Origin of the sequence: Chryseobacterium sp. Tr-659 (genome assembly GCF_011752975.1) — a bacterium.
GTDB lineage: Bacteria > Bacteroidota > Bacteroidia > Flavobacteriales > Weeksellaceae > Chryseobacterium.
The window spans coordinates 294,829-319,882 of sequence record NZ_VWWP01000004.1 but is presented as its reverse complement, the minus strand read 5'-3'; the positions used below and the strand labels follow the sequence as shown (position 1 = coordinate 319,882).

At 38.1% G+C, this 25,054-nt stretch carries 21 protein-coding genes and 1 riboswitch; of the genes, 19 read left to right on the top strand and 2 right to left on the bottom strand.

Annotation, left to right across the window (positions count from 1 at the left end; genetic code table 11):
* The first annotated feature begins 8 nt into the window (after positions 1-8).
* The 3 genes from F3J23_RS12020 (at position 9) to F3J23_RS12010 (ending at position 4,467) form a co-directional block, all read left to right on the top strand.
* Positions 9-3,470, top strand: coding sequence for a DUF6443 domain-containing protein (locus F3J23_RS12020; protein WP_167028924.1), 3,462 nt, complete (start codon positions 9-11; stop codon positions 3,468-3,470).
* Positions 3,442-3,930, top strand: coding sequence for a hypothetical protein (locus tag F3J23_RS12015; RefSeq protein ID WP_167028921.1), 489 nt, complete (start codon positions 3,442-3,444; stop codon positions 3,928-3,930). Before F3J23_RS12020 ends, F3J23_RS12015 begins: the two co-directional genes overlap by 29 nt.
* Positions 3,931-4,101: 171 nt before the next feature.
* A complete protein-coding gene (locus F3J23_RS12010) occupies positions 4,102-4,467 on the top strand; it encodes a hypothetical protein (protein ID WP_167028918.1) in 366 nt (121 codons plus the stop codon).
* On the opposite strand, the gene F3J23_RS12005 is transcribed toward F3J23_RS12010, so the two are convergent.
* A complete protein-coding gene (locus tag F3J23_RS12005; RefSeq protein WP_167028915.1) occupies positions 4,468-5,985 on the bottom strand; it encodes a hypothetical protein in 1,518 nt (505 codons plus the stop codon). It abuts the gene before it with no gap.
* A gap of 229 nt (positions 5,986-6,214) precedes the next feature.
* Here F3J23_RS12005 and F3J23_RS12000 point away from each other — a divergent pair, with 229 nt between their 5' ends.
* The 16 genes from F3J23_RS12000 to F3J23_RS11925 all read left to right on the top strand — a co-directional run bounded on the left by F3J23_RS12000 (position 6,215) and on the right by F3J23_RS11925 (position 24,463).
* Positions 6,215-6,775 carry a YdeI/OmpD-associated family protein gene (locus F3J23_RS12000; protein WP_167028912.1) on the top strand — a complete coding sequence of 187 codons (561 nt, stop codon included), beginning with the start codon at positions 6,215-6,217 and terminating at the stop codon, positions 6,773-6,775.
* 209 nt (positions 6,776-6,984) lie between these two features.
* The gene (locus F3J23_RS11995; protein WP_167028909.1) at positions 6,985-7,617 is read left to right on the top strand and encodes a TetR/AcrR family transcriptional regulator; all 633 of its coding nucleotides are present in this window, start codon (positions 6,985-6,987) and stop codon (positions 7,615-7,617) included.
* An 89-nt stretch (positions 7,618-7,706) separates the two neighbouring features.
* The gene (locus F3J23_RS11990) at positions 7,707-9,002 is read left to right on the top strand and encodes a TolC family protein (protein WP_228455327.1); all 1,296 of its coding nucleotides are present in this window, start codon (positions 7,707-7,709) and stop codon (positions 9,000-9,002) included.
* 13 nt (positions 9,003-9,015) lie between these two features.
* The gene (locus tag F3J23_RS11985; protein ID WP_167028906.1) at positions 9,016-9,954 is read left to right on the top strand and encodes an HlyD family secretion protein; all 939 of its coding nucleotides are present in this window, start codon (positions 9,016-9,018) and stop codon (positions 9,952-9,954) included.
* Positions 9,955-10,027: 73 nt separating this feature from the next.
* Positions 10,028-10,951, top strand: coding sequence for an ABC transporter ATP-binding protein (locus tag F3J23_RS11980; protein WP_167028904.1), 924 nt, complete (start codon positions 10,028-10,030; stop codon positions 10,949-10,951).
* A gap of 1 nt (position 10,952) precedes the next feature.
* On the top strand, positions 10,953-11,729 hold the full coding sequence (locus F3J23_RS11975) for an ABC transporter ATP-binding protein (RefSeq protein ID WP_167028901.1): 777 nt from the start codon (positions 10,953-10,955) through the stop codon (positions 11,727-11,729).
* Positions 11,730-11,752: 23 nt separating this feature from the next.
* The gene (locus F3J23_RS11970) at positions 11,753-12,886 is read left to right on the top strand and encodes an ABC transporter permease (protein ID WP_167028899.1); all 1,134 of its coding nucleotides are present in this window, start codon (positions 11,753-11,755) and stop codon (positions 12,884-12,886) included.
* Positions 12,887-12,909: 23 nt separating this feature from the next.
* Entirely contained in the window at positions 12,910-14,034 is a 1,125-nt protein-coding gene (locus F3J23_RS11965; protein WP_167028896.1) for an ABC transporter permease, read from the top strand.
* Between the two features lie 300 nt (positions 14,035-14,334).
* Positions 14,335-14,530: riboswitch (cobalamin riboswitch) on the top strand.
* Positions 14,531-14,991: 461 nt separating this feature from the next.
* On the top strand, positions 14,992-15,888 hold the full coding sequence (prpB, locus tag F3J23_RS11960) for a methylisocitrate lyase (protein WP_167028892.1): 897 nt from the start codon (positions 14,992-14,994) through the stop codon (positions 15,886-15,888).
* A 2-nt stretch (positions 15,889-15,890) separates the two neighbouring features.
* Positions 15,891-17,045 (top strand): 2-methylcitrate synthase, encoded by a 1,155-nt coding sequence (prpC, locus tag F3J23_RS11955; protein ID WP_167028889.1) that lies wholly within the window; start codon positions 15,891-15,893, stop codon positions 17,043-17,045.
* A gap of 110 nt (positions 17,046-17,155) precedes the next feature.
* On the top strand, positions 17,156-18,607 hold the full coding sequence (locus F3J23_RS11950) for a bifunctional 2-methylcitrate dehydratase/aconitate hydratase (RefSeq protein ID WP_167028886.1): 1,452 nt from the start codon (positions 17,156-17,158) through the stop codon (positions 18,605-18,607).
* Between the two features lie 105 nt (positions 18,608-18,712).
* Positions 18,713-20,209, top strand: coding sequence for a CoA-acylating methylmalonate-semialdehyde dehydrogenase (locus F3J23_RS11945; protein WP_167028883.1), 1,497 nt, complete (start codon positions 18,713-18,715; stop codon positions 20,207-20,209).
* Positions 20,210-20,291: 82 nt separating this feature from the next.
* Positions 20,292-21,452: an acyl-CoA dehydrogenase family protein gene (locus F3J23_RS11940; RefSeq protein WP_167028880.1), complete on the top strand. Its 1,161-nt coding sequence runs from the start codon at positions 20,292-20,294 to the stop codon at positions 21,450-21,452.
* A gap of 74 nt (positions 21,453-21,526) precedes the next feature.
* Complete coding sequence (locus F3J23_RS11935; protein ID WP_167028877.1) at positions 21,527-22,615, top strand: enoyl-CoA hydratase/isomerase family protein; 1,089 nt, start codon at positions 21,527-21,529, stop codon at positions 22,613-22,615.
* A 115-nt stretch (positions 22,616-22,730) separates the two neighbouring features.
* Entirely contained in the window at positions 22,731-23,615 is an 885-nt protein-coding gene (mmsB, locus tag F3J23_RS11930) for a 3-hydroxyisobutyrate dehydrogenase (protein WP_167028874.1), read from the top strand.
* Between the two features lie 65 nt (positions 23,616-23,680).
* Positions 23,681-24,463, top strand: coding sequence for an enoyl-CoA hydratase/isomerase family protein (locus F3J23_RS11925; protein WP_167028872.1), 783 nt, complete (start codon positions 23,681-23,683; stop codon positions 24,461-24,463).
* Between the two features lie 121 nt (positions 24,464-24,584).
* Here F3J23_RS11925 and F3J23_RS11920 read toward each other — a convergent pair whose 3' ends face one another.
* Positions 24,585-25,046, bottom strand: a complete 462-nt coding sequence (locus F3J23_RS11920; protein WP_167028869.1) for an Lrp/AsnC family transcriptional regulator — start codon at positions 25,044-25,046, stop codon at positions 24,585-24,587.
* Positions 25,047-25,054: the final 8 nt, after the last annotated feature.

The following is a 25,054-nucleotide window of genomic DNA, read 5'->3' as shown; positions in this document are numbered from 1 at the left end:
TACAAACCATGAAGAAAATAATAATTCCTATCAGTACACTGCTTGTATCAGGCCTTTCTCTGGCACAGGTAAGTCCCGCTGAAAACTATATACATACCAGAACTTACCTTGAGCCAGTAACTACTACAAGTTCAACTGCTAAACAATCAGAAGTAGTGCAATATTTTGATGGTTTAGGTAGAGTTAAGCAAACCGTTAATATAAAATCAACACCATCAGGAAATGATTTGGTATCTACAGTACCTTTTGATGTTTTCGGAAGACAGGTAGATTCCTGGCTTCCAGTGCCTATGTCCACCCTGAATGGTGGAATTCAGTCAGGAGTTGAGGGAGCTGCTCAGACCTATCATGGCGATAGCAGGGCTTTTACACACAAAAATCTTGAAAGCTCACCTTTGGATAGAGTTTTATCTCAGATACAACCAGGAACCCCATGGCAGGCGCATCCTGCTCAGTTTAGTTATGAAGCCAATGCAGATGGTGAAGTAAAAAAGTATACTTCTAACACTGCTTGGATTAATGGAGTTACTTCTTCCGATATAAACATCACAGGCGCTTATCCGGCTGGGCAGCTCTATAAAAATATTATTACGGATGAAGACGAAAATCAGACTATAGAATTTAAAAACAGCAAAGGCCAGGTGGTATTGGTAAAAAAGATGATCAATACTACGGAAAGTGCCAGTACATATTATGTTTATAACGAATATGATCAGCTTGTATTCGTGATTCCTCCCAAAGCATCAATAGTGACAGATATTAATTCTGTACTTAATGATCTTTGTTATCAGTATAAATATGATAATAAAAATCGTTTGGTAGAAAAGAAACTTCCGGGTAAAGGCAGAGAATATATGGTATATGACAAGGCTGACAGATTGATTTTGTTTCAGGATACCAATTTAAAAGAGAAGGAAAATAAATGGATGATTACCAAATATGATACATTTGGAAGAGTTGTTTATACAGGATTCTTAACAGGAGGAGAAAGAGCAGCAAGACAAAATGAAATTGATAATCTAGTAATTACGGAAAGCAGAAGTGCAACAGGTTTTACACGTAACGGAATGACTGTTTATTATACAGAAAACTACTTCATTAATGAGATTCCGACCATTCTCTCTGTGAACTATTATGATACATACCCTCAATATACCTTCAATCCGCCTTTTCCAGGAGATATTTTAGGGGAACCTACATTGAAGGAAGCTATTGATGCCGATGGATTTAGTACAGACAGGCTTCCGGTAATGAATATGATTAAAAATATGGAAGATGATAGGTGGACCAAAAGTTACACATACTTTGACAGAAAAGGAAGGCCCATAGGATCTTATTCCATGAACCATTTGGGAGGACGTACAAAAATAGATTCTAAACTGGATTTTTCAGGAGCTATTCAGCAAAAGATAATTACACATAAGAGATTAGATGTTGATATCGACAGAGTCATTACAGAAAATTTCACTTATGATTCTCAAAACAGATTATTGGTACAAACTCACCAGGTAGACAATAATCCTGTAGAATTCTTAGCACAGAACAAATACAATGAACTTTCTCAGCTGGAAAGCAAAAAAGTAGGAGGAATTGCCGCCGCATCACCACTTCAGCAGATAGATTTTACGTATAACATCCGTGGCTGGATAACCAAAATCAATGATCCGGCTAATCTTAACGGAAAATTATTCGGATATGAAGTAAAATATACTTCCCCTGTCTACTCAAATGTGTCTTCCGGAAGGTTCAATGGTAATATTGCGGAAGTTGACTGGCGCACGTCTCGTGATAATATTCTTAAAAGATATAATTACAAATATGATAATCTGAACAGGCTTACAGATGGAATCTATTCCGAACCGAGCGCCTCTGTTCCTCAAAACAATTATTACAATGAAAGTACAACCTATGATCTCAATGGAAATATAGCAAGCCTTAAGAGATATAGAAATGCGGCTAACGTAGGAGCAGAGCTGATCGATAATCTATCGTATGTATATACAGGGAACCGTCTTGATACTGTTACAGATTATTCGTTGAACCATTTTGGCTACCCTGATACTTCAGGATCACTTATTCATTATGATAATAACGGTAATATGATCGATCAAGATGATAAAGGGATTTCAGAAATAGCGTATAACCCGCTTAATTTACCCAAGGGGATAAAGAAGAAGACCTCAATTTCTGATATATTTGGAAATTACTTAATGGAGAATATCTCCTATCTTTACAGAGCGGATGGAGTTAAGCTGCATAAGGACTACGGTTATTTTTCAGGAAGAAACAATAATAGAGTCACTTCAATGACAGATTATCTTGATGGGTTTCAGTATACCGGGGAATCTTCAGGAATAATCTTTGATCCTGCTCCCCCGACCTTGGTCCTTCAATTTGTACCAACTACAGAAGGCTATTTTGATTTTGTTCAAAATAAGTATATTTACCAGTATAAAGATCATCTGGGTAACATCCGTCTGGCCTTCTACAAAGGAATTAATAACAATGCAGTGGTTGACAGGACGAATGATTATTATCCTTTCGGATTGACGTTTGGTGATAACGGAGTGAATATCTTTGGTTCATTGTCTCCTAATTACAGTTATGCTTATAATGGGAAAGAATACCAGGCTGAGACCAAAATGTATGATTACGGAGCCAGAATGTATATGCCGGAGTTGGGAAGATGGGGGACGGTAGATCCTTTGGCAGAGAAAATGACAAGACACAGTCCATACAATTATGTATTTAATAATCCGATGAGATTTATTGATCCTGATGGAAATGAGCCTACTGATGATTATAGAGTCAATAGAAACGGGAAGTTTGAATTGATAAGAAGAACCAAAGAAAAATTTGATAGATTATACAATTGGAATGATTCAAAAGTAATAAAACTAAGCAAAGAATTTATGCAGAATGCCCGTCAGGATTTGGTTAAAGATGATTATTTTAAGACATTTAAGCCTAATGAAACTGTAATCACATTTGAGAAAACATCTCTCTCAACAAAGCAGATTAAGAACTATTTTTACTTTTTAGCTGCCAACACAGAAAAAGAATGGGGCTTTAATCATTTAACCAAAAATGGGCTGTTTTCAAGCGGCTCAGTTACAATAATAAACAGTAATCACCTTGATGATAAAGTATTGTTGAGCCCAATATTCCGATATTTAGATTCCGGTTATGATTTGGTTGGATCCGGGCATTCACATCAAATGCTGATTTATGATCATCCTACGAATAATCATCTGCTTAAAGGAAGATATGATGCAATTAATTTTCCTTCAGGGTTTAATTCTGATGGAAGTATAGATTATAATGTTGAAAAAGGTGATAGACCCACTCAGGAGAATCTGCTTGATAATTATCCCGGGCAGATTAAAGCTAACCCTTGGATTTATATTGGAAACCCTGATAACAGACCACATTTTATATATTATGATACGACCTCTTTTAGAAGGAAGTAAATTTATTTTACTTCTCCTCGTCTTGTTTTCCTGTAAAAAGCAGAAAACAGAAAATGCTAAAGAATATCTTTATCAAAAAGTTGTTATTAATGACCAATTGAAAAAAGAAATAACTTCCTATAAAGAAGATTTAAGAAAAATGGATGCTTCAGAATCTAATAATCTTAGTCTTTTCTTCTTAAAAAAGAAGGATAGTATTTTTATTGAAATGGGAGATTTTGAGCCCAACTTTAAAATGGTTAATATAAAAGGAGTTGAAATTATAAAAAATGATACCATATACTTATTAAGTGAAGATAAGTCTATGGATTTACAACATTTTTATCATGGTTCTGTTGAAAAAGTGAAGATCATAGATAGCTCAAAACCGAGTTTTTCTTATAGCGATCCTCATTACAGATGTTTTTACTTTGATGGTAAAGAAGTGAAAATACTTTCCTACAATAGTAAATGCAGATAGAGAATATATTTTTCTATTAAGAAGAAAGTTATTATCCTTAGAAAACCACGCAAATCTCTGATTTGCGTGGTTTTGTTTTTTATAAGATTTGATTTTAATCAAATCTTGCCATAAGACAAGAGGTTTTGCACATCAGTTCAATTACTTTGTATAACCATCAAAATATATAATATGGATACAAAATTTGAAGCCGGAATTAATATCGCCATAAAAATTCCAAAAAATAAATACGAAAAAACAGTTACCTTCTACAAGGATATTCTGAAGCTGGAAGTGGTAGAAAAGCCAATTGATAATCCCACCGTTTCCAGAACCCATGAAGTGAAATTCGGAAACAATATTATATGGCTGGATTGTGTGGATAATTATACCCATTCCGAAACCTGGCTGCAGCTTACTGTTCCTAACGTAGAAGAAGCAACAAAATACCTGCAGTTAAATGGTGTGGAAACCTGCGATGAAATTGAAGAACTCCCTGAAAATATGCATTGGATTACTGATCCCGCAGGTACGGTTTTTAATGTACAGCAAAAATAATTAATCCTTTAAATTGTTTTCCCATTCCCAGAGAGCATCACTATATTTTTCCTGTGCTGGATCTATAATCTCTTCAAATGGCTCTTCCACAGCACCTAGATTGAAATTGTTTTTCAGCCAGCTGCAATACATTTCAGTATGTAAACTTGGAGCAAAGCTATCTTTGTTGTTGTAGAGCATAAAGGATTCATCATTAATTACCGGTTCAATATCGAAGGTAAGAAGATGAAGGAGTTGTAAAATATTTCCGGCAATTATATCGGGACTATTTCCTTCATTTAGTACAATGACAGGCATTTCGTTGAGTTCCTTTCCCGTTCCGTCATCCCATAATGCATATATGGCTCCGAAACTGTTGGCACGGGCAAAAGGCCAAATCGTACTTATAAATGATGAATGTGGATTCCACTGTTTCAAAATAGTTTTATCATAACCTTGCAGATAAAAATACTGTGCATAATTGATATGTCTTTCCTGAAAATCATATAACAGCAGGAGTTCCTTAGGACATTTGCCAATTTCAAAATTTTGCTCAAATGTGGAACGCTTTCTGTGTGCTTTCACGTCTTCATACCCCTCACTTGTATCGATATCATATTTGACGAGAAAATCATAGAAGCTGTCAACATATTTGTCCCGTGCAGTTTTGATAATGGCATCAGCTTCTTCGTCTGTGGAAATAGGGTCAAAGTCAAAGTTTTCTTTGGCCCAGTGCCAAAAGGCTTCCCGTTCTTCACTTTCAGCAGCGTACTCTTCATCTTTAAAAAAATAGGCATTGTCCCAGCCTACAGTAATTTCCGTATCATAAGTAAGAAGGTGAATAAGTTGCATTATATTTTTAGCAGTTAAATGGATTCCGCCTTCATCACCAAAAACAACAATAGGACATTTCTCCAGATCCTCACTAATTACCCAAAAAGCATACGTGCTTCCTCCGCCGGTAGCTGTTGCAAACTCTATAAATGAATTTAAAAAGCCCGGCTCTTCCGAGTACGTTTTTAGTCCGGCCTTATTGAAACTGTAAAGACAAAAACTCTCGGCATAATTTTCTGCACCATGTTTTTGTTCAAATTCAAATAATTTTTCCAAATCATGAGGAACCTGATAAATACCGAACTGTTTTTTAAACGTGTTAAAAGAGGATTTTTTTTCAACATCTCCATTTTCGTTTTCCATTGTGTCTACATGATCTACAATAGCTGACCATATATTTTTTGCAAAATTAAGGATATATTCAGGGCTGTTTTCTGTTATTGTTTGAAATGAATCTTCTTCATTTTCTCTGTACATCGGAAAGAAAAATTCATATCCCTGTTCCGTTACCTTGCTCAGATAAAGAGCAATATGATCTTTGATAATCAAAATACTGCCTCCGCTGTCTCCATTGTCATCAGGCTTTTTTATGGTTATTTCCGTGTCATCTATATCAAACGAGTATTCGTCATCATCAGGTAATGCTTTCGAATGAATAAGATGGGTAAAGCTTTCTTCGTTTAATATATATTTTGGCTGTGTCATGGGCTGTCTTAAAAAGATAAATTAGGTGTTTTTTTCTTATTCAAATATATAAAACATCTATTAAATTATTTGTAATTCAATGTTTTATGTAATTTAAATTATAATAGTCTGTAGTTTCAAAAAAATAATAAAAAAGACTACTTTTAATATTATTATTGATTGTAAATATGCTCCTGACAAACTGTTGTCATAAACAGGTCATATCTTTGATTGAACCAATAACGGAAATATGATAGTTATAAATTCAAAAACAGAATGGAGACAGTGGCTAGCGCAGAATCATCTATCTGAGCAGTCCGTCTGGATTGTCTGCAATACCAAAAAATCAGGATTGCCAACAGTAAGCTGGAGTGAACTGGTGGATGAGGCATTATGTTTCGGCTGGATAGACAGTACGAGAAAGACTGTGGACGAATGTTCTTTTAAGCAGTTATTCAGTAAGCGAAAACCTAACGGAACCTGGTCGAAGATCAATAAAGAAAAAGTGGAAAAGCTGATAGAAAATAAACTGATGATGCAGGCGGGGCATGATGCTATCCGAATGGCTAAAGAAAACGGTTCGTGGACTATTCTGGATGCCGTGGAAGATCTTATTATACCTGATGATCTGGATCATGCATTTACCAATTACAGCGGTTCTAAAGACTATTTTCTAGATTTAAGCAAATCTATGAAAAAGATGTTGCTGCAATGGATTGCACTTGCAAAACGACCGGAAACCCGTACCAAAAGGATTGATGAAATTGTGGAAAATGCGTTCCGTAAAGAAAGACCAAAACAATTCCGGTAATTCATAAAAAATATATTGAACTAAAAGGGCAGAAGGAACATCTTATTACAAGCCAAAGCAACACCTCTGTTTTCAAAAAATAGACTGAAGAATAAGAGAAGCTTTATATCTTATTTATATTGAATGATTTAAATTTAATCATTTGATTAAAAATTTTGATTAAATTATAAAAAAATATCTACCTTTGTTCTGTAAAAGAATTGAATGTGATGGCAAAAACTAAGGAAACAAAAAAACTGGACACCTCAACGGAAGAGAAAATCAAAGAAGCTGCCCGTACAGTATTCTATAAGAAAGGGTTTGCAGCAACAAGAACACGAGATATTGCTGAAGAAGCAGATATCAACCTTGCCTTACTGAACTATTACTTCCGGAGCAAAGCCAAATTGTTTGAGATCATCATCCTGGAAGCCTTGTCAGGATTTATACAAAGTATCAGAATTGTTTTGAATGATGAAAGAACGACACTGGAAACAAAAACCGAAGAACTGGCAGGCCGTTATATCGATCTGATTATCCGGGAACCGGAAATTCCTACTTTTATTATTGCTGAAATGCGCAATAATCCCAAGGAATTACTGCATAAACTGCCATTGAAAGATACTTTGCTCAATTCCGTTTTTTTCAGGCAGCATACAGAAGCGGTAAAAAAAGGCAGAATAACAGAACCTAATCCTTTTCATTTCTTTATGAATTTGATGGGGTTAATTATCTTTCCTTTTATTGGAAAACCAATGATCATGGAAGTATCCGGCCTTCAGAATGCAGCATTTAATCAAATGATGCTTGAACGTAAAAGACTCATTCCTATCTGGATAAAAAGCATGATGAAAGCAGAATAATTTTTTTTGACTATAAATTAATCAAATGATTAAATCATACATTTAAGGTTTGTTTAAAATAATTTCCAACCATTGTAATGCCCCAAAATATGATGATTAAAGGATTAAAATACGTTACCTCAGTTCTTTTGCTGTATAGCATGACGCAAGGTATTAAAGCACAAACAGGACAGCTCACCCTTGAAGAATGCTATCAGCTGGCAAAAGAGAATTATCCGGTTATTAAAAAGCTGGATCTGATTACGAAAACCGGAGAATTCGACATTCAGAATGCCAATAAAAAATTTCTCCCGCAGGTAAATTTTTCCGGACAGGCAACCTATCAGTCAGAAGTAGTGAATTATGGTGACCTCCTTGGGAGCAATGCCGCAATAATGGGAATAACACCACCAACGCTGAGCAAAGACCAATATAAAATACAAGGTGAAGTCAGCCAGCTTTTATATGACGGTGGAAGTACCCGCAACCAAAAAGATCTCATTAATGCCAACAGAGAACTTCAGGTGCAGAATATTGAAACTAGCCTTTACAGTATCAACAGCAGGATCAATACTATTTTCTTTTCCATTTTGCTGATGGATGAACAATTGAAACAGAATGATCTCAACAAAGCCAATCTGAACACTCAGATTCAGAAGACAGAAGCAGCCTTAAAGAACGGGGTAGCATTCAGAAGTAATCTTGATGAACTGAAAGCGGAAATTATCAATACCGAAATGGCAGGAACTGAATACAAAGCTAATAGAGCAGCATATTTGAAGATGTTGTCATTATTCATCGGTAAAGATGTAACCGATGTGGCGGAATTATCAATTCCTGAAACCGAAAGTTTTCAGTCAACAATAAACAGACCGGAATTGAAAGCATTCGATTTACAGAAATCGATGTATGAAGTTGAGAAAAAAGGATTGAGTTCAGGCTATCTTCCACAGGTAAGTGCCTTCTTTCAGGGAGCATATGGAAGACCGACCCTGAATATTTTAGAAAACAAATTTGGTCCCTGGTTTGTAACCGGGGTAAAGTTTAGCTGGTCATTAAACAGTTTGTATACACTATCCAATAAAAAGAGTACAACGCTTCTCAATCAGCAGGCTGTAGAAGCAGATAAAGAAACTTTTTTGCTGAATACAAAAATTGATCTCGCTCAGCAGGATGAAAATGTAAAGAAATACCAAACTCTTATCAGACAAGATGAAGAAGTAATTTCACTTCGTGCTTCGGTGGTAAAATCCGCTGAAGCTCAATTGAGCAACGGGGTAATAACCATTCACGAATATATACAGAAAGTAAACGCAGAAAATCTGGCGCGGCAGAACAAAATACTGCACGAGATACAGCTGTTACAGGCGAGATACAATCAAAAATTTATAACAGGCAATAAATAATAATCGTAAAAAAATGAAAAAACTGACTCTATTTATTTCAGCGGCATTCATACTGAATGCCTGTACAGAAAAAATTGATTTTGATGCTTCCGGAAATTTTGAAGCAGATGAAGTAATTGTATCGGCAGAGCAGAACGGTGTATTGCTTTCTTATAAAGTTCAGGAAGGACAGCAGCTAAAAGCAGGAGAGGATATAGGACAGATTGACGTGAAGGTTGTAGAACTCCAGAAAGAGCAAACCGAGGCCAGTATTGCCGCATTAAGTGAGAAAACCGTAAAGCCCAATGATCAGACAGAACTCGTACGCAGACAGCTTGAAGTGCAAAAATCACAGCTTGCCCAGCAGCAGAGAGAAAAGATACGTACAGAAAACCTGGTTAAAGCAGATGCCGCTACCCGTAAACAATTGGATGATATCAATGCTTCCATTGACCAGTTAAGAAAACAGATCGCAGTAACAGAGCAGCAGCTGAATGTAAATACCTACAACACCAATACACAAAACCGAAGTATATTAAGTGAAAAAGCTCCGATGGAAAAGGCTGCCGCCCAACTTCAGGAACAGATCAATAAAGGACAGATCATTAATCCGATTAACGGAACCGTACTCACCAATTATGCGCTGAAAGGTGAAATGCAGGTAATAGGAAAACCCTTGTATAAAATAGCCAATACCGAAACCCTTGATCTGAAAGCGTATATCACAGGGACACAATTATCAGAGATAAAAATCGGACAAGAGGTTAAAGTAAGGATTGATAATGGGAAAGATCACTATAAAGAATATCCGGGAAAGATCATCTGGATCTCAGACAAATCAGAATTCTCACCTAAAACTATTCAGACCAAAGATGAAAGAGCCAATCTCGTATACGCTATCAAAGTGAAAGTAAAAAATGACGGCTATCTGAAAATAGGGATGTACGGAGAAGTAATTTTCAATGATAAATAATTGATATTCAAAATACAGAATAGAAAAAAAGAAAACGACCGGTATTTTCAACTCATTAAATTTCCAGTTAGCAATGGTTTCAGTAAGCGTAAAAAATATAGTTAAAACGTATGGTGATGTAAGAGCGGTTAATGGTGTTTCTTTTGAAGTATCCAAAGGTGAACTGTTTGGGCTGATTGGCCCGGATGGTGCAGGCAAAACATCTATTTTCCGGATTCTTACAACACTGTTGCTGGCAGACAGCGGAGCCGCATCGGTAGAAGATTTTGATGTGGTAAAAGATTATCGTGAGATCCGAAACAGGGTAGGATATATGCCCGGTCGTTTTTCGCTGTACCAGGATTTAACCGTTGAAGAGAACCTTACATTTTTTGCAACGGTTTTCAATACAACCATTGAGGAAAATTATGATCTCATCAAAGATATTTATGAACAGATAAAGCCATTTAGTGATCGTAGAGCCGGTAAACTTTCCGGTGGTATGAAACAAAAGCTTGCCCTATGCTGCGCCCTGATTCATAAACCCGATGTACTGTTTCTGGATGAACCCACCACAGGAGTAGATGTTGTTTCACGGAAAGAATTCTGGGAAATGCTGGATAAGCTGAAAAAACAGGGAATCAGTATCGTTGTTTCAACACCGTATATGGATGAAGCAACCCTTTGCGACCGTATCGCACTGATTCAGGAAGGAAGCATTATGTCGATTGATACACCGGATAATATCGTTAAAAGCTTTCCCAAAAAACTATTTGCAGCCAAAGCAGATCATATTGATCAGCTGCTTAAGATTTTACGGGCTGATCCTCAGGTGGAAAGCTGCTATGCTTTCGGAGAATATCTGCACCTTACCATAAAATCCGATGATGCGGATATACAAAGTGTAAAGGAAATTACAGAAAAGACAGGGCTGGCCGGACTGGAAGTTAAAGCCGTTACTCCCACCATTGAAGACTGTTTCATTCAATTGATGGAAACTGAAAATAAAACGAAGTAACATGGAAAAAATAATTTCAGCCTCACAATCTTCAACAGGAGAAAAAGCAATTATCTGTAAAAATCTGACCAAACAGTTTGGCGATTTTAAAGCAGTTGACAATATATCATTTGATGTAAATCAGGGCGAAATATTTGGTTTTCTTGGAGCCAACGGAGCAGGTAAAACGACAGCAATGCGTATCCTGTGCGGACTTTCATATCCTACCTCAGGTGAAGCTTCCGTCGCAGGCTTTGATGTTTACAGACAACAGGAAAAAATAAAGAAGAATATCGGGTATATGAGCCAGAAATTTTCTTTATACGACAATCTTACCATTTTGGAAAATATTGAATTCTACGGTGGAGTATATGGTGTTTCAAGACCTGAAATAAAAATACGGAGCAACGAACTGGTTACAACATTAGGACTGGAGAAAGAAGCCAAAAAACTGGTGGGAGAACTTCCCCTCGGCTGGAAACAAAAGCTATCTTTTTCAGTAGCTATTTTTCACAGACCTAAAATTGTTTTTCTGGATGAACCCACCGGTGGAGTAGATCCCGTGACAAGACGACAATTCTGGGATATGATCTATGAAGCTGCTGCTAACGGAATTACCGTATTTGTAACCACCCATTATATGGATGAAGCTGAATACTGCAACAGGATCAGTGTAATGGTAGACGGTCGCGTAGAAGCACTGGACAGCCCAGCCCATTTGAAACAGCGCTTCAATGCAGAAACCATGGATGAGGTCTTCTTTCAGCTGGCCAGAGGAGCAAAAAGAGGAGACAACTGATGACTTAAAACCGGAAATTGAAAATGAAAAAACGATCCCATTTTTCAACACTTATTGTTCAGCTTTCTGCCTTTATACGCAAAGAGTTTTATCACGTATTCCGTGACCGGCGTACCTTACTTATTCTCTTCGGAATGCCTATTGCACAGATCCTTCTTTTCGGATTTGCATTGAGCAGTGAAGTGAAAAATATCGGAATTGCCGTATTGGACAATGCCCATGACGTACAATCGGGGCAGGTTATTTCAAAAATCCGGTCGAGTTCCTATTTTCAGGTCAGAAAACCGGCTTTAAATGAAAAAGAAATAGAACAACGATTTAAAGAAGGAGAAATAAAATGTGCCGTTATATTTCCCAATAATTTTGGTTCAGATCTTTATCATACCGAAGGAACACAGATTCAGGTGATCGCCGATGCTTCAGATCCCAATACCGCAACTACAGTAACCAATTATCTGAACAACATCATCAGCAATTACCAGCAGGAGCTGAATCCGACACAAAAGCCGGCTTATCAGATTATTCCCGAAATAAGGCAATTGTATAACGAAGAGCAAAACGGATCACTTAATTTTATTCCGGGTGTAATTGCCTTGGTATTTATGATTGTAAGTACAGCACTTACCTCTGTAGCGGTTGTTCGTGAAAAAGAACTGGGAACAATGGAAATATTGTTGGTTTCACCATTTAAACCTATTATGGTGCTTATAGCAAAGGCGGTTCCATATCTTGTACTTTCACTGATCGATTTTATTATCATTCTGTTGTTATCCGTATTCCTTTTGGATGTAGAAATCCGGGGAAGCCTTGTTCTGATCTTTGCAGAAAGTATTTTGTTTATCATTACCTGCCTTTCTTTGGGGCTGCTGATTTCCAATATTACCAATTCACAACAGACCGCAATGATGATCTCTATGATGGGAATGATGCTTCCCACATTGATACTTACAGGTTTTATGTTTCCATTAGAAAATATGCCCAAAGTATTTCAATGGATTTCATACATTATTCCGTCAAAATATTATTATGCAATTATTAAAGGAGTGATGCTGAAAGGACTTGGTTTCAGTTATGTATGGAAAGAAACACTTGTTTTGGTCGTAATGGCATCGGGATTATTGTTTATTGCATTAAAGAATTTTAAAATCAGGCTGTAAACCCTTAAAACCAATCAGACAAAGTGAAAATATTAAGCTTTATACTACAGAAAGAATTCCGTCAGATTATAAGGGATAAAACCATTCTGGCGATGATGTTTATGATGCCGACCATTCAGCTGATCATTATGCCTCTGGCAGCCAATTTTGAAGTGAAAAATGTAAATGTAGCCTATGTAGATCGTGATCACAGCAGTTATTCCAGAGAATTGAAAAATAAAATTGCCTCTTCAGGCTATTTCCGAATGATTGGTAACCCTGGTTCCTATAAAGAAGGATTAAAAATGATTGAATACGGTGATGCTGATCTGGTGCTGGAAATCCCTTCCGGTTTTGAACGTAATCTTGTGCGTGAAGGAAGTCAGAAGCTCAATCTCTCCGTAGATGCTATCAACGGAACAAAATCATCATTGGGAGGAGCTTATCTTATGTCTGTTTTAGCAGATTTCAACAGGAATCTTGATGTGAATATAAAATTACCTGACGGTACTTTACTTGAACCTTCTGCAAAAATTTCAGTAGCAAATACCAACTGGTATAACCCAAGGGCTGAATATAAATATTTTATGGTTCCCGGAATTCTGGTATTGCTGCTGACGATGATTGGTGGCTTTATCACCGCTCTTAATATCGTGAAAGAAAAAGAAATAGGAACCATTGAGCAGATCAATGTCACCCCAATTCAGAAATGGCAGTTTATCCTCGGAAAGCTCATTCCTTTCTGGATTGTGGGAATGATTGTATTTTCAGTCGGACTTATCGTTATGTACGTTGTGTATGGAATATTTCCCAAAGGAAGTCTCCTGGTTTTATACCTTTTTGCTGCGGTTTATCTGATAGCAGTATTAGGACTGGGACTATTGATTTCAACCTTTGCAGATACTCAGCTGCAAGCGATGTTTATAGCTTTTTTCTTTATGATGATCTTTATGCTGATGAGCGGTTTATTCACCAGTACAGACAGTATGCCTGAATGGGCAAGAGTTTTATCAAGTCTTACACCGGTAACTCATTTTATCAAAGTCGTCCGTCTGGTAGTCCTGAAAGGCAGCGGATTAGCCGAAGTAAGAACAGAACTTGGATATCTTGCCATTTTTGCCGTTATATTGAACAGTCTTGCCATTTGGAATTACAGAAAAACGAGCTGATAATATCCGGATTTTGGAACATGAAAATCAATGAACAGTTCAAAGAGAAAATAGGCATGGTGAAAAGCCGTAAAACAGATGGTTTCTTTAACGTTGTCGAATTTTTTCAGGTCATATCTTAAGAATTTAGTAACAAAAAATTAATGTTATTAGCTGAATTATAATATCTGTTTTGTGAATTATCGTTTTTTAAGTATAGTATTATCAGTGCTTTAACATTAAATAATTATTGTTTGCATAAAATCTCTTGGCTGTTTTTATAAAAACCTTATATTTACCACCAAGGAGTTCTTAACATCTTCTTTATCAACCGAAAATGGTTACACTTAGCTGTGTATTAAAAGGGAATCGTGTGCAAATCACGAACTGTCGCGCAACTGTAAGTAACAAACAAAGGTTTTTATCAAAATAAAGGTCCACTGTATATTTTCATATATGGGAAGGACGATAAAAACTGTTACAAGTCAGGAGACCTGCCTATTTCGAATTGACGATGCTTTCGCGGTCTGAAGCTTATAGTCAGGTATGATACGATATGGATAACAGTGCAGTCAAACGATTTGAAGTTCATGTTATTTTGTGAGGCAGGTAGGTAACGGGGCAATATGCTCTTCATTACACTATAGTTCACCGTATTTTCCTTTACCATAATTTTTCTTTCTCACAGGCATTGTGAAGTTTATCAGGAACTTTTTATAAGGATTTAATCAATGTAAAAAGTTAGAAAGTGTACCTATCCGATTTCGATTATTTATGCAGGAATAGCAACAGGCTTACAAGTATACAGGTCTGTACGGGCAGGGTTGTACACCATTCCGAATCACAAAAAACAGGAAATATCCATCAGTCTTCTTCTTGTTATTTATTGTTTACCCTGATAAAATTATATCCGGGTAACAACAACTATCTCTATACAGCATCTGTAAACAAATTTCAACTCAACAATAAAATATTATAATGACTAAAAGTGAAAGTTTGAAGTCCCCCGGTTTAAAATTCCGGGAGGCCATGCAAAAAGAAAGTCCCCTTCAGATTGTAGGAGCTATTAATGCGAACCATGCACTTCTGGCGCAGCAGGCAGGGTTCAATGCGATCTATCTTTCAGGAGGAGGTGTTGCAGCAGGATCTTTGGGAATCCCGGATTTAGGAATTACCACTCTTGAAGACGTATTAATAGACGTTCAGCGCATCACCAATGTTTGTGATCTGCCATTAATGGTAGATGTTGATACCGGATTTGGTCCCTCTGCATTCAACGTAGCCAGAACTGTAAAATCACTAATCAAAGCCGGAGCTGCAGCGCTGCATATAGAAGATCAGGTGGGAGCAAAACGTTGCGGACACCGCCCGGGTAAAGAAGTAGTGAGCAAAGAAGAAATGGTAGACAGATTGAAAGCCGCCGCAGATGCCCGTACCGATGAAAATTTTGTAATCGGAGCTCGAACGGATGCTTTTGCTAATGAAGGACTGGAAAAAACATTAGAAAGAGCCGCCGCCTATAAAGAAGCAGGAGCCGATTTCATTTTTGCAGAAGCCGTTCCGGACCTGAGCTTTTACCAAAAGTTTGTGGAGGCAACAGGAATTCCCGTTCTGGCCAACATTACAGAATTCGGTATGATCCAGCTGTATACCGTAGAAGAACTAAAAAATGCAGGTGTAGGATTAATTCTTTATCCGCTTTCCGCTTTCCGTGCAGCCAACAAAGCTGCTCAGAACGTATATGAACATCTTCGTAAAGACGGAACACAAGCCCATGTACTGAATACCATGCAGACCAGAGAAGAACTCTATCAAAGCATTGGTTATTACGAATACGAACAGAAACTAGACAACCTTTTTAAACAAAATAATTGATAATGTCAACGAACAGTGAACCAACATTTAAGCCTAAGAAAAGCGTTGCGCTTTCAGGGGTAGCAGCAGGTAATACTGCACTTTGCAGTGTAGGGAAGAGTGGAAATGATCTGCATTACAGAGGATATGATATTCTGGATCTTGCGGAAAAAGCAGAATTTGAAGAAGTTGCTTACCTTTTGATCTACGGACAGCTGCCTACAGGAGCTCAATTGAAAAACTATAAAGCCAAATTAAAATCTTTAAGAGGATTACCTCATTCCGTAAGAAATATTTTAAAAAGTATCCCTGCAGCAGCTCATCCTATGGATGTAATGCGTTCAATGGTATCTGCCATCGGAAGCATCCAGCCGGAAAAAGATGATCATAATATTGCAGGAGCAAGGGATATTGCAGATAAACTATTGGCCTCATTTGGTTCAGGACTTTTGTACTGGTACCATTACACCCATAACGGAAAAGAGATTGATGTAGAAACGGATGATGATACTATCGGAGGACACTTCCTTCACCTTTTACATGGTAAAAAACCGGCAGATTCATGGGTGAGAGCTATGCAGATTTCATTAAACCTTTATGCAGAACATGAATTTAACGCTTCTACTTTCACAAGCCGCGTGATTGCCGGAACAGGATCAGATATTTATTCTGCCATTACCGGAGCCATCGGAGCTTTAAGAGGCCCTAAACATGGTGGAGCTAATGAAGTAGCTTTTGAGATCCAGAGCCGTTATAATTCTCCGGACGAAGCAGAAAGTGACATCCGCCAGCGTATTGCCAATAAAGAAGTGATCATTGGATTTGGACATCCGGTGTATACTATTTCAGATCCAAGGAATGTAGTCATCAAAAAAGTAGCCAAAGAACTTTCCGAAGAAGCCGGAGATATGCTGCTGTACAATATCGCAGAAAGACTGGAAACCATCATGTGGAATGAAAAGAAAATGTTCCCGAATCTTGACTGGTTCTCTGCCGTATCCTATCACCAGATGGGAGTTCCAACACTGATGTTCACTCCATTATTCGTCATCTCCAGAGTAACAGGATGGAGTGCCCATATCATAGAACAGAGACAGGATGGAAAAATCATCCGCCCGAGTGCCAATTATACAGGCCCGGAAAACAAAGAATTTGTATCCATCAACGATCGCAAATAAAGAGAAATAAAAGGTTGAAAATCAATAAGCGATAATTTTTGAAGCGCAATGTATTTTCAATTTTCTCATTCTCAATTTTCAATAAATTAAAACTTTTCAACGATAAAAAAATGAGTTCACACATTTCAAACGAAAGACCACAACCTGATAAAGTATTGGCAGATATTGCCGATTATGTATTAAACTATGAAATTAAAAACGATTTAGCCTGGAAGACTGCTCATTACTGTCTTTTAGATACAATCGGATGTGGTCTGGAGGCGCTCACTTATCCGGCGTGTACAAAACTTCTGGGACCGGTAGTAAAAGGTACTGTTGTTCCAAATGGAGCAAAAGTACCGGGTACACAATTTCAGCTGGATCCTATTCAGGCAGCCTTCAATATCGGAGCTATTATCCGTTGGCTGGATTTCAATGATACATGGCTGGCAGCAGAATGGGGGCACCCTTCTGATAATCTTGGCGGAATTTTAGCTACTGCCGATTGGTTATCCAGAACCAGCATAGCAGAAGGAAAAGCGCCTTTAAAAATGAAACAGGTACTGGAAGCAATGATCATGGCTCACGAAATTCAGGGAGTAATGGCTTTGGAAAACTCTTTCAATAAAGTAGGATTAGATCACGTATTATTGGTGAAACTGGCTTCCACAGCAGTTGTAGGAAAGCTGATCGGACTTAACCGTGACGAAATTATCAATGCAGTGTCGTTAGCCTTTGTGGATGGACAGTCTTTAAGAACATACCGCCACGCTCCTAACACGGGATCACGCAAATCATGGGCTGCCGGAGATGCTACATCAAGAGCAGTACGCCTGGCTTTAATTGCTAAAACAGGAGAAATGGGGTACCCATCTGTATTAACAGCCAAAACATGGGGATTCTATGATGTTTCTTTTAAAGGAAATGAATTCAAATTCCAGAGAGATTACGGTTCTTACGTAATGGAGAATGTATTGTTTAAAATTTCTTTCCCTGCTGAATTCCATTCACAGACAGCAGTAGAAGCAGCAATGACATTACACAACACATTAAGAGGCCTTGGAAAAACAGCAAATGATATTAAAAAATTAACCATCCGTACCCATGAAGCAGCAATACGGATTATTGATAAAAAAGGACCGTTAAACAATCCTGCAGACCGCGATCACTGCATTCAGTACATGGTGGCTGTACCATTGATCTACGGAAGACTGACCGCTGCAGATTATGAAGATAACATTGCTTCAGATCCGGAAATTGATATTCTTCGCGATAAAATTGAATGTGTGGAAGACGTTCAGTTCACTACAGATTATCACGATCCGGAAAAACGTTCCATAGCGAATGCTATGACCATAGAACTTAATGACGGAACTGTTCTGGATGAAGTGGTGGTAGAATACCCTATCGGTCACAAACGAAGAAGAGAAGAAGGAATTCCTGAACTGATCAGGAAATATAAGGTCAATCTTGCCCGTATCTTCCCTGAAAAACAACAGAAAACAGTACTGGAAAATACACTGGAATACGAAACATTGATCAATCTTAACGTCAATGAATTTGTAGACCTTTTAGTTATTTAAAAATTTAGAATAAAAAATGGAGGATTGAGAATAAAAAATGTTTTTAATAAATAGTCCATATTTTTTGAAGATGATCAATTCTCCATTTCCAATCAAACGAAATCTATGTCACAAAAAGTAAAAATATTAATCAATGGAAATTTTACAGAAAGTACAACAAAAAACTATCTTCCTGTAGAAAATCCCGCTTCACAGGAGATTCTGGCAGAAGTCCCACTTACGGAGCTGTCAGAAATAGATGAAGCCATAGAAGCTGCTAAAACAGCCTTTAAAACATGGAAAGAGATTGCCACGCCGGAAAGAGCAAGGCTGTTTCTTAAATACCAGCATCTTTTAAAAGAGCATCAAAAAGAAATTGCAGAAATTCTTTCCAAAGAAAACGGGAAAACCTTTGCCGATGCAATGGGAGATGTATGGAGAGGTATAGAAGTTGTAGAACATGCCTGTAATATTCCCACTCTTATGATGGGGGAAACCGTAGAAAATGTAGCAAGAGGAGTCGATACTTACAGTTACATTCAGCCTCTTGGCGTGTGTGCAGGAATCACGCCATTCAATTTTCCGGCTATGATTCCTTTATGGATGTTTCCTATGGCAATAGCATGCGGAAATACATTTATTCTGAAGCCTTCCGAACAGACTCCTATGACTTCCATGAAAATGGCTGAACTGTTTTTAGAAGCAGGATTTCCTAAAGGGGTATTAAATATCGTCCACGGAGCCAAAGACCAGGTTAATCATATTCTGAATCATCCGGAAATCAAGGCGATTTCCTTTGTAGGTTCTGTTCCGGTAGCTGAACATGTTTACCGAACCGGAACTGACAATTTAAAAAGAGTACAGGCATTTGGAGGTGCAAAAAATCATATGGTAGTAATGCCGGATGCCAATAAAGGGCAGGTAATCAATAATCTGGTGGGAGCTTCATGTGGTGCTGCCGGACAACGTTGCATGGCGATCAGTGTGGCTGTGTTGGTTGGAGAAGCACAAAATTGGGTAGAAGATATCAAAGCCGCTTTAAGTACGATCAAACCGGGTGTCTGGTCTGATGAATCAGCAGCGTTTGGTCCTCTGATCAATAAACAATCCAAAGAGAAAGTATTAAGACTGATCAAAAGTGCCTACGATCAGGGAGCAGAAGTACTTCTGGATGGAAGTAACTGTAAAGTAGAAGGCTATGAAAGCGGATATTTTGTAGGACCTACTTTGTTTAATAATGTATCTGTGGATATGGATATTTACAAAGAAGAAATCTTTGGTCCGGCATTGCTTTTATTAAAGGCAGAAACGCTGGATGAAGCGATAGCAATCATTAATGCAAATCCTTATGGAAACGGGACTTCAATTTTTACAAACTCAGGAGCAGCTGCAAGAAAATTCCAGCATGAAATTGAAGTGGGGCAGATAGGAGTTAACCTTCCTATTCCTGTTCCGTTGCCGTTTTTCTCATTTACAGGATGGAGAAAATCATTCTTTGGCGATTTACATTCTTACGGAAAACAGGGAGTCCGTTTCTATACGGAAACCAAAACCGTTACTGCCCGCTGGTTCGAAGAAGATGTACCGGGAGGAAGTGTGAATATGACGATCAATCTTAAGTAGTTGAAAGTGGAAAGTTGAAAGAAGATATCAATTTTCGGGTAACAATTTTCCACTTTTCATTTTTAACTATCAATTAAATACTATGGAGTTTAATCTAAGTGAAGAACAGCTGGCATTTCAGGATGCCGCAAGAAAGTTTGCTGAAAAAGAGCTTTTTCCGTATGCTTCAGAATGGGATGCCCAAAAGGAATTCCCAAGAGAAGCCATTACCAAAGCTGGCGAACTGGGATTCTGCGGAGTCTATACAAGTGAAGATGCCGGCGGATTGGGATTGTCACGGTTAGATGCTGCAATTATATTTGAAGAACTGGCCTCTGCATGTCCTTCCACCACAGCATATATTACCATTCACAATATGGTATCGTGGATGATAGATGAATTCGGAAATGATGAAATCAGACAGGAACTATGTCCGGATCTGGCTTCAGGAAGAACATTAGGTTCTTACTGTCTTACCGAACCAGGTTCCGGATCAGATGCAGCAGGACTGAAAACGACAGCTGTAAAAAAGGGAAGCAAATACATCATCAATGGAACTAAAGCCTTTATTTCCGGAGCCGGAGAAAGTGATGTATTGATCGTAATGGCTCGTACAGGAGAATCAGGAACGAAAGGGATCAGTGCTTTTGCAATCCCTTCCGATGCAAAAGGGATCAGTTTCGGAGAAAAAGAAAAAAAGCTGGGCTGGAATACACAACCCACACGTTTTGTATTTTTAGACCATGTTGAGGTAGATGAGAAATATCTTTTGGGTAAGCTGGGAGAAGGATTCAAAATTGCTCTGAAAGGACTGGACGGAGGCAGAATTAATATCGGAACATGTTCTGTAGGAGCTGCGCAGGGAGCGATTAATCAGGCCCAGCGATATATGCACGAAAGACAGCAGTTCGGGAAATCATTGGCACAGTTTCAGGCACTTCAGTTTAAAATTGCAGATATGGTGACTGAGCTGGTTGCAGCCCGTCAAATGGTACAACTCGCTGCATTCAAGCTTGATTCTAAAGATAAAAATGCTACAACTTATTGTGCTATGGCAAAAAGACTGGCCACGGACATGTGCTTCAATATATGCAATGAAGCGCTTCAGATATTAGGAGGTTACGGTTGTACACAGGATTTTCCAGTAGAAAGACTAATGCGTGATGCAAGAGTACATCAGGTAGTTGAGGGAACCAACGAAATTATGAAACTCGTGATCTCAAGAAAAATATTAGAAGAAGGAGCTACGTTACAAATACGATAATCAATACATGAAAGACGGAAAATGGTAATCATACATTTTCAAATTTTAAGTTTCAATTTTTAACTAATTTAAAAATGAGTGTACTGCTAACAGAAATAAAAAATAAAGTCGGAATCATTACCCTGAATTCAGAAAAAACACTCAATTCGTTGTCATTAGAAATGATAGAAGAATTGAAAACTGTTTTGGAAGACTGGAAAACATCCAGCGAAATAGCCTGTATATTTCTTCAGGGAGCCGGCGAAAAAGCATTATGTGCCGGCGGTGATGTGAGAAAATTATATGATGCTATTATAGAGCAGCGTTCAGTTGACAAAACACAGGTTCCACAGGACTGTTTTGATTTCTTTTCAAAAGAATACCAGGTAGATTATGCAATTCACACTTACCCGAAACCGGTTATCGTTTGGGGGCATGGAATTGTAATGGGTGGTGGAATCGGTCTGATGGTAGGAGCTTCACACAGAATTGTTACTGAAAGAAGCAAACTGGCAATGCCTGAAATCACTATCGGGTTGTACCCTGATGTGGGCGGAACCTGGTTTTTGAATAAAATGCCTTCCGCATTCGGAATTTATTTGGGATTAACAGGAGCAAGGTTAGACGGTGCTGACTGTAAGTTCTTAGGTCTTGCAGATTATTATGCAGCATCTTCCTCAAAAGAAACCATTCTCAACGCCCTCCATCATGCAGACTGGAAGGAGAACCCTTATAAAATAGTTTCAGAAATTCTGGAAAATGTATCCCAAAATGATATTCCTGATTCCCAGGCAGCATTGCATGAATCATTCATCCGAAAATTTGAAGGAGTTAGTTCACTGGAAGAATTCAGAGAAATACTACTCGGTCACAATGATAAAGATGAGTGGATAAATAATGGGGTGAAAAGTTTTGAAGCCGGCTCCCCAAGTTCTGCACATATTATTTTCAGACAGTTGAAAGAAGGAAAAGATTTAAGTCTGGAAGAAGTTTTTCAATCCGAACTGAATTTATCCTGCCAGTGCTGTATTCATCCGGATTTCGCAGAAGGAGTGCGGGCATTACTGGTAGATAAAGATATGTCTCCAAAATGGTCTCCGGCAACCTTGGAAGAGATTACGGAAGCATGGGTAGACTCCTATTTTGTTCCATTAAAAACTGGAAAATTAATAATGGAAAACTGAGAACTGAAGATCGGAAATAAGCCATTTATCAGATAATTTTCAATTCGTTAAGGTTTCCAATTAGTGATTATAATTAATGATTTTCAAATTTTAACTATCAATTTTTAATTAAAAAATGTCAAATATAGCATTCATAGGATTAGGAAATATGGGTGGTCCGATGGCCGTAAACCTCATAAAGAAAGGTCACAGCGTAATAGGTTTTGATCTTTCGGAAGAAGCATTAAAAACATTGGCTGCTGCAGGAGGGCAGGTTACTGAATCTGCTTTGTCTGCTGCTAAGGAAGCAGATGTAGTAATATCGATGCTGCCTTCAGGAAAACACGTTGCAGAACTGTATTCTGAAGAATTTATTGACAGCCTTAAACCCAATACATTATTGATCGACAGCAGTACCATTGATGCTGTTACAGCCCGTTCTGTTGCAAAACTTGCCGTTTCAAAAGGCTGCAAAATGATAGATGCTCCCGTTTCAGGCGGTACAGCCGGTGCTCAGGCAGGAACGCTTACATTTATTGTCGGAGGTAAACAGGAAGATTACGAAAAAGCCCGCCCGATACTGAAATGTATGGGACAGAACATATTTCATGCCGGAGAATCCGGTGCCGGACAGGTAGCAAAGATCTGTAATAATATGCTGCTGGCCATTCATATGATCGGAACCTCAGAAGCGATCAACCTTGGGGTGAGACACGGACTTGATCCAGATGTTTTAAGCGAAATTATGCAGAAAAGCTCAGGGAAAAACTGGTCTCTGGAAGTGTATAATCCTTATCCCGGAGTGATGGAAAATGCCCCTGCTTCCCGAAATTACTCTGGTGGTTTTGCTGTTGATCTGATGACAAAGGATCTGGGATTGGCCGCAGAAGCAGGATTGGAAACCAAAACATCTACACCTTTAGGAAATACCGCTTTGAATTTATACAGAATGTGGAGTGAAGCAGGAAACGGGAAGATTGACTTTTCGAGCATCATTCAATTCTTGAATGGAAAAGCATAAAATAAGAAATGAAGAATGGGAAATTTTTCATTCTCAGTTATCAACTTAAAAGAATCAAATAAATAATGATTTTCGAAACACTAATATATCAGCAGAATGGTCATATCGGAACATTGACTATTAACCGCCCGCAAGCCTTAAATGCATTAAATGAGCAGGTTTTGACAGAACTGAAATCATTTGCAGATCAGATAAAATCAGATAAAAATATCCGGGTACTGATCATTACAGGTTCCGGAGAAAAAGCTTTTGTTGCAGGAGCTGATATCAAAGCCATGCAGCAAATGACCCCGAAAGAAGCCGAAGAGTTTTCAATCGCAGCTCAAACCGCTTTTAATGCTATTGAAGAATTACCGTTTGCCGTCATTGCGGCGGTCAACGGATTTGCGTTAGGAGGAGGCTGTGAGCTGGCTTTGTCATGTGATATTATTCTGGCCAGCGGAAAAGCAAAATTCGGATTACCGGAAACCACGCTGGGGTTATTACCTTGCTTTGGTGGAACCCAGCGGTTACCGAGAGCAATTGGTTTATATAAAGCAAGAGAAATGGTTTTCTCAGGAGAATTTTATTCCGCAGAAGCTTGCAAAGATTTTGGTTTTGTGAATCATGTCTTTGCCCCGGAAGAATTAATGAACGAAGCTCAGAAACTAGCAATAACAATTGCTTCCAGAGGCCCTGTTGCCGTTGCTAAAGCTAAGCAGTCCTTAAATACAGGATTTGAATTGCATATCACAGATGGTTTAAAGCAGGAAGCAGCTCTATTCGGGGAATTATTTACAACAGAAGATCACAACGAAGGAATTGGAGCCTTCATAGAAAAACGAAGTCCTGATTTTAAAGGAAACTAACTGAGTGGAAAATGGAAAATTGAAGCCAGAGTCTATTAATACAAAAGTTAGATTATCGGAATATCATTTTTAATTTCCGATTCTTCATCTTTCATTGTTGAAGTTTTCCATTTTCCATTATTTAAATGGTCAGTCCATGATTATTTTTTACCTCAGCCATCACAAATGTGCTGTGTGTACTTCCTATGGAATCTACAGATCCCAATTTATTGAATACAAAATCCTGATAATGCTTCATATCCCGGACCTGAACTTTCAAAAGGAAATCAAAATCTCCGGAAATATTGTAACATTCGGCAACTTCTTCAATTTCTAAAATTTCTTTTACAAAATCATAGCCTACAGATCTGTCGTGAATTTTCAGCTTGATCTGGCAGAAAACGGTAAACCCGCGGTTGAGCTTTTCAGCATCCAGAACAGCGGCATATCTTTTAATAAAACCTTCCTGTTCCAGTCTTTTTACTCTTTCAAAAACCGGTGAGGTAGAGAGGTTTACTTCTTTAGCGAGTTCTTTTACGGTTAATTTTGCATTTTTCTGGAGAAGCCTTAGCAGCTGTACATCCTTTTCGTCGAGTTGTTCCACAGAATATT